Source organism: Gordonia sp. UBA5067 (genome assembly GCF_002414845.1).
GTDB lineage: Bacteria > Actinomycetota > Actinomycetes > Mycobacteriales > Mycobacteriaceae > Gordonia > Gordonia defluvii.
In genome coordinates this window covers 23,108-30,070 of record NZ_DIAX01000022.1, presented here as the reverse complement: position 1 = coordinate 30,070, position 6,963 = coordinate 23,108, and the positions used below count along the sequence as shown (strand labels likewise).

5 protein-coding genes are annotated in these 6,963 nt (G+C 66.7%); 2 read left to right on the top strand and 3 right to left on the bottom strand.

All coding sequences use genetic code 11. The features are described from left to right. Positions 1-1,536, top strand: a 1,536-nt coding sequence (gene ilvD, locus B4M62_RS03290) for a dihydroxy-acid dehydratase (protein WP_290705122.1), incomplete at its 5' end; no start/stop codon positions are given. A gap of 10 nt (positions 1,537-1,546) precedes the next feature. Here ilvD and B4M62_RS03285 read toward each other — a convergent pair. Then, the gene (locus tag B4M62_RS03285; protein ID WP_290705119.1) at positions 1,547-2,761 is read right to left on the bottom strand and encodes a DoxX family protein; all 1,215 of its coding nucleotides are present in this window, start codon (positions 2,759-2,761) and stop codon (positions 1,547-1,549) included. A 137-nt stretch (positions 2,762-2,898) separates the two neighbouring features. Here B4M62_RS03285 and B4M62_RS03280 point away from each other — a divergent pair, with 137 nt between their 5' ends. Further along, entirely contained in the window at positions 2,899-4,083 is a 1,185-nt protein-coding gene (locus B4M62_RS03280) for a PQQ-dependent sugar dehydrogenase (protein WP_290705116.1), read from the top strand. A 6-nt stretch (positions 4,084-4,089) separates the two neighbouring features. Here B4M62_RS03280 and gatB read toward each other — a convergent pair whose 3' ends face one another. Continuing rightward, positions 4,090-5,592 carry an Asp-tRNA(Asn)/Glu-tRNA(Gln) amidotransferase subunit GatB gene (gatB, locus tag B4M62_RS03275; protein ID WP_290705113.1) on the bottom strand — a complete coding sequence of 501 codons (1,503 nt, stop codon included), beginning with the start codon at positions 5,590-5,592 and terminating at the stop codon, positions 4,090-4,092. 10 nt (positions 5,593-5,602) lie between these two features. After that, the gene (locus B4M62_RS03270; RefSeq protein ID WP_290705110.1) at positions 5,603-6,892 is read right to left on the bottom strand and encodes a vWA domain-containing protein; all 1,290 of its coding nucleotides are present in this window, start codon (positions 6,890-6,892) and stop codon (positions 5,603-5,605) included. Positions 6,893-6,963: the final 71 nt, after the last annotated feature.

The window sequence follows — 6,963 nt, the reverse complement described above, 5'->3', positions numbered from 1 at the left end:
GTCGAATACATGGTCAACGCGCACACCGCCGACGCGCTGGTGTGTATCTCCAACTGCGACAAGATCACCCCGGGGATGCTCAACGCCGCGATGCGGCTGAACATCCCGACGGTCTTCGTCTCGGGCGGTCCAATGGAGGCGGGCACCTCCGTCGTCATCAACGGCGTCGTTCATCCCGGCTCCGACCTGGTCGATGCCATCATCGCCTCGGCCGACAGCAACGTCAACGACGAGGAACTGCTCGACGTCGAGCGGTCGGCCTGCCCTACCTGCGGCTCGTGCTCGGGAATGTTCACCGCGAACTCGATGAACTGCCTCACCGAGGCGCTGGGACTGTCGCTGCCGGGCAACGGCTCGACGCTGGCGACCCAAACCGCCCGACGCGGCCTGTTCACCAAGGCCGGTGAGCTGATCGTCGAGTTGAGCCAGAGGTACTACCGGGACGACGACGAGTCGGTGCTCCCCCGCAACGTCGCGAACCGCGACGCATTCGAGAACGCGATGACGCTCGACGTGGCCATGGGCGGCTCTACCAACACTGTGCTCCACATCTTGGCGGCGGCCCAAGAAGCCGAAATCGATTTCAATCTGCACGATATCGACCGCATTTCGCGAAACGTGCCGTGCCTGGCAAAGGTCGCACCGAACTCGCCGGACTACTACATGGAGCACGTCCACCGGGCCGGCGGCATCCCCGCGATCCTCGGTGAGCTGAACCGGGCCGGTCTGCTCAAGACCAACGTCCACCCGGTGCACGCACCCTCGCTCGAGGCCTACCTCGCCGCTTGGGACATCCGGAGCGGCACCGCCACTGACGAGGCGATCGATCTGTTCCACGCCGCTCCCGGCGGCGTCCGGACCACCGAGCCGTTCTCTACGTCGAACCGCTGGGAGTCGCTGGACACCGACTCCGCCGGCGGCTGCATCCGCGACAAGGAACACGCATACACCGTCGAAGGCGGCCTCTGCGTCCTGCACGGCAACATTGCCGAGGACGGCGCGGTCCTCAAGACCGCCGGCGTCGACGAATCGCTATGGCACTTCCAGGGTCCGGCTCGTGTGGTGGAAAGCCAGGAGGACGCCGTGCACGCAATCCTCGCCAAGGAACTGCAGAAGGGTGAAGTCCTAGTCATCCGCTACGAGGGCCCGGCGGGCGGTCCCGGCATGCAGGAAATGCTGCACCCGACCGCGTTCATGAAGGGCACCGGGATGGGCAAGTTCTGCGGCCTGGTCACCGACGGCCGCTTCTCCGGCGGTTCGTCGGGCCTGGTGATCGGCCACGCCTCCCCCGAAGCCGCGGCCGGTGGCGCTATCGGCCTGATCGAGGACGGCGACGAGATCCTGATCGACGTGCACGGCCGCACCCTGAAGGTGCTGGTCGACGACGACACCCTCGCCGAGCGCCGCGCCAAGATGGAAGCCGCCGAGAATCCCTGGCAACCCAAGGACCGGCAGCGCTCGGTCTCCAAAGCGCTGCGCGCTTACGCGAAGCTGGCCAGCTCGGCCGACCGAGGCGCGGTGCGTCAGGTCGACTGATTCGGTGCGGCTAGCCCGGATTTCCGGGCGAGGCCAGTGGATTGGTCCCGTTGAACAGCATCCAGACGAGGACCGCGATCCCGACACCGATCAGCACCAGCGCCACCGAACCGTGGCTCGGGCGTCGTGCCCACCGGCGCGGGCCGTCGAGCGAATACCGGCCGGGCCCGCACAGCATGATCGTGACGAGCAGCACCACGAGTGCGGCCGGGACGGCCACCGACCCCTTCTGATCGGCGAACAGGTGCACTCCGCCGGCGACGGTCACCCCCAGCGCCAGGTCGAGGGAGGCGACCGCCAGCCCGAACGCCCCGGCGAGGGGGGTGAGGAAGCCCGCGATCAGGAGGATGCCGACGACGAGCTGCGTGACGGACCAGCCCATCGCGACGACGCCCGCGGACTGCTCGTCAAAACCGATCGCCCGGTTCGGCGTATTCAACAATGTCGTCTCGAACCCGTTGAGCGAGGGTCCGTCGAGCCATCCGAAGAGCTTCCGCGCCCCGTCGACGGCCAGATAGGCTCCCACGGACAGCCTCAGCAGCAACAGCCCCAGGTCCAGCGTTCCCCGCCGGCTCAATCGGCGCAGCTCAGCGACATCGTCCTCGAGTTCGGTGATGCGGCGACTGCGCAGCGACTCACCCTGCTCCTCGTACGGTTCCCCGGTGCGCGCCGGGGCAGTGTCCTCATCCGGCGCGGATGAACGCGCCCCGGCGACCGTGGCGGGCGGTGTGACCGGAGTGGCCGGCTGCACGGCCTCGGTGGGAACGGTTTCGGGCAGCGGTGGCTCGTTCAGGGCCGCGAGAGGGAGCGGCGGGTACTCGTCGGGGCCGGCGGCCTCCGCCCCCGACGCGTCGTCGAGGGTCATCGGGGTCTCGGCAGAAATCGACGGCTTGCGGTTCCAGCGGTGTGAGCGGCGCTCGGTGGCCGTGGGCGTGACGTCGGTCGGCTCGTCGTCGGTCGGGTCGTCGGCGGTCGGCTCGTCGGCGACGGGTGTCGCGGGGGCCGGGTCGTCCGCCGGCGGCGCCGACTCGTCACCGGCGGCGACCACCTGGTCACCGGGACCGGTCCCGCCCGTCCTCGGCGGGTAGTAGTCGTCGAGGTCGTCGAGGCTGTCGATGCGGGAGAAACCGCTGGGCGGAGCGGGAACACGGGACTGCTCGACACGGTACTTGTCGTCACGCTCGCCGTCGTCGCCACCCGATTCGGCACTGCCAGTTGAACCCATTGCTCCACGCTATCGTGAACGCCGACCACTCGCGGGCAGACGCGACGGCGGCCGTCGAGACCGCAGTCACCCGATTGTCCGACGACCACGGCGGTGTCATCGGCGACGACCGGGCCGCAATCGCTAGGCTGGTCTCCATGCCCGCCGAATCCGCCGTCGACGCCGCGCGCCCACTGCGCGCACCGCGCCGCTTCCGCTCCGCGTTGGCGCTGAGCGCTGCACTCGCGGTGCTGGCCACCGGTGCCCTGGGCGGCTGCGCCGACTTCAGCAAGCAGGACAGCGAGCGCAACGCCGGGCCATTCTCCAAGAACAACGAGTCCTTCGAGGTCAAACGACCGCCGAAGACTCCGCCGCCGCCCCCGCAGGGGCTGCCGTCACCGCCGCCCGGCCCGTGCGTGGACCCCGACCCCAATGTGATCACGACGTGCCTGGAATCCACGGCCGGCCTGTTGCCCGGCGACGCCGACGGCACCAGCACGATTGTCGCCGAGCGCACCACCGGCCGGATCATTACCGCCAAGCGCTTCTCCAAGCACAAGGTCGTCGTGACCGTGCCGGGCGTCGACGGGTCCGGCGACGGCGGGCTCGTCGACTTCACCCCGTCGCCGACGTATCGCCAGGATCGGCTCATGTATGCCTACATCACCACCGCCACCGACAACCGGATCGTCCGAATCGCCCAGGGTGACGTCGCCAAGCCGATCCTGACCGGCATTCCCAAGGGGCGCACGGGCAACCTCGGCTCCATGTTCTTCCGGTCGCCCGGTGAGTTGATCGTCGCCACCGGCGATGCCGGCAACCCGGCTGCGGCGGCCGACCCCGCATCGCTGGCGGGCAAGATCCTCGTGGTGACCGGGTTCTCGTCGGGGGCCAATCCGCCGCCGAAGGTCTTGGCCTCTGGGGTGGGCTCCAATCCGGCCCTGTGCCCGTCCAACGGCACCATCTTCGTCGCCGACGGCACCGACAATGCCGACCGTCTCTCCCAGGTGTCCGGCAACTCGCTGCGCACGGTGTGGTCTTGGCCCGAAAAACCGGGCCTCGGCGGTTGCGCGGTCACTGCCGGAACAATCGCCGTCTCCACGATCCGCACGCAGCGGATCGAGACGCTGCAAGAGCCGACACCGGAAAAACCGTCGGTAGACAAACCCGTGGCGGTGCTGGAGAAGCGCTACGGGGCGATCGGCCGGATGCGCCCGGTTGGCAACGGACTCATTCAGTTCGCGACCGTCAACAAGCAGTACGGACCCAAAGTCGTTTCCACCGACGATCGTGTCGTGCGATTCCTGGTCCCCTCCGGGGCCGGCGGCGAAAGCAATATGTAGCGTCGCCTACCCGCAGGCCGCGAGTACCAGTTCTTTGACGCGGGCGGGATCGGCCTGGCCACGGGTGGCCTTCATGACATCGCCGACGATCTTGCCCGCCGCAGCGACCTTGCCGCCACGGATCTTCTCGACAATATCGGGGTTGGCGGCCAATGCCTCGTCGATGGCCTGTTGCAGCGCAGAATCGTCGCGCACCACCTCAAGACCCCGGGCGGTCACGATTTCGTCCGGCTCGCCCTCGCCGTCGAGAATGCCGATGACGACTTGCTGGGCGAGTTTGTTGGTCAGCTTGCCCTCGTCGACCAGTGCGACGACCCGCGCGACCTGTGCCGGAGTGATCGGGAGGTCAGCGAGCTCGGCCTCGCGGCTGTTCGCCTGTTGGGCGAGGAAGGACACCCACCAGCTGCGCGCCGCCGCCGGCGAGGCACCCGCGTCGGCGGTGGCGATAATGAGCTCGACGGCGCCGACGTTGACCAGATCGCGCATGACCTCGTCGGACACCCCCCACTCCTGCTGGATGCGGGCGCGCCGGATCCACGGCAGCTCCGGCAACGTCTGCCGCAGTTTGTCGATCCACGCGGCCGCAGGACTCACCGGCGGCAGATCGGGCTCGGGAAAGTAGCGGTAGTCCTCGGCAGTCTCCTTGCGGCGGCCCGCCGACGTCGACCCGTCACCCTCGTGGAAGTGACGCGTCTCCTGTACGATTTCACCGCCGGCGGCCAGAATCGCGCCCTGGCGGCGCATTTCGTAGCCCACCGCGATCTCGACACTCTTGAGTGAGTTCACGTTCTTAGTCTCGGTGCGGGTGCCGAACTCATCGGCATCCTTGGCCATCAGCGACACGTTGGCATCACACCGCAATGAGCCCTGGTCCATACGCACATCGGAGACGCCGAGGGCTTTGAGTAGGTCGCGCAGCGCGGTGACGTAGGCGCGGGCCACCTCCGGCGCGCGCTCGCCGGCGCCGGTGATGGGCCGGGTGACGATCTCCACCAGCGGCACCCCGGCGCGGTTGTAGTCGAGCAACGAGTGGCTGGCGCCGTGAATGCGTCCGGTGCCGCCGATGTGCAGCGACTTACCGGTGTCCTCCTCCATATGGGCACGCTCGATCTCCACCCGCCATGGTGTCCCGTCAGCCAAGACGACGTCGAGATAGCCGTCGAAGGCGATCGGCTCATCGTATTGGCTGATCTGGTAGTTCTTCGGCTGGTCGGGGTAGAAGTAGTTCTTCCGCGCGAAGACACTCGACGGGCGGATCGAGCAGTTCAGCGCCAAGCCAATGCGGATGGCCGACTCGATGGCCGCGGCATTGACCACTGGTAACGATCCGGGTAGGCCGATACAAACCGGGCACACCTGGGTGTTCGGCTCGGCACCAAACGCTGTCGGGCAGCCGCAGAACATCTTGGTCGCGGTCCCCAATTCGACGTGCACCTCCATCCCCAACACCGGGTCGAAACGTGCGATGACGTCGTCGAAATCCATCAGTTCGTCGGTAGCCACACTCATGCGTCCAATCCTATCGCTGAGGTGCTCGGGGCCCGCGCCCACGCTGCCGGTTCATACGGTGGTGAGAATCGCGGCTCAATTTCGATACCTCAGAGCCGGCCTCGATCCCGCAAACGATCGATAGCTCATTCATTCGCTCAACCTCGGCAAGATCAGCACGGATACCGGCCACAATGCCGTCGTCGTCAGGTGCCGCACCCATCGATTCGGACAGTCGAGTTGCCGCGTCACCCAAGAGTGCTTGCCCCTCGTCGAAATCTCCACGTTCGAAGGCCTCCGACGCACGTCGCTTCACGTCTTGTGCTTCTTGGAACAGAACTTCGGAATGGACGGTGGGATTGGGCACGCGACCGGCCGCCTCGTCGCCGGGGACGACATTGACACTGATCGGCAGGGTGACGACCTGCTCGACGAGTCCGGGTAGTTCCACATAGGCGACCTCCAAGGTCGCGATGGTGGCCAGCCCCAATCCGCTCAGCGCGGGCACCCCCAACTTCAGCAGGATCTTGCGTTGTTCCTCCGCATACAGGTCGCCCAGTTCAATCATGATCGTGGTGTCGCCGACCTGCTGCGCGGGAACATCGTTGTACAGCTTGAGTACCTCCACCGACGGATCGAGGCGCACAGTCAGCGAGATCGCTTGCACCGCCTTGCTGAGCAGTCCATCGACTTCCTGGGTAATTGCCGCGCCCGCTTGATCGGGGTCGGCAGCAAAGACGTGATTGCCCGATCCAGACTTGGATAGCGCAGACAACAATGTCTCGTCGTAGCCGACGCCGTAGCCGAGGGTCGAGGTGACAATGCCGTCGGAATACGCCTTAGCGGCAACCGCGCCGAACTCATCGACCTTCCGGATGCCCTCGTTGACGTGTCCGTCGGAGATGACCAGCATCGTGCCACCAGCACGCGCGACCCGGCGAATCTCGCGAATCCCCCGCAGGTAGCCGGCCGACAGGTCGGTCATTCCCCCAGATTCAACCGCGTCGATCGCGGCAATGGCGGCGTCCGGATCGGTTAGCGGCCCGGCTGGCAGCACGACCTGCGCCGAGTCATCAAAGGTAACGAGCCCAACATTGTCACTCGGACGCAGACGCCGCACCAGCGCGATGAGCGCCTCCTTGGCGCCGTCGAGGGGAGCTCCGTTCATCGAGCCGCTACGGTCCAACACGACCTGCAGCGCGGCCGGTGGCCGCTCAGCGTCCACCGCGATAGCGGGCGCTTCGAGCTCGAGCAGGATGGCGACCTCGTCGCTGGATTCGTGGGCGACGATGTTGACGTCGAGCAGTGCGTTGACCTTCACTATTGCCTCCTTGTGATGTCGCGATGCCCCAAAGTCATTCGCGATATCCCAAGTATGCAAACGCGCACTGA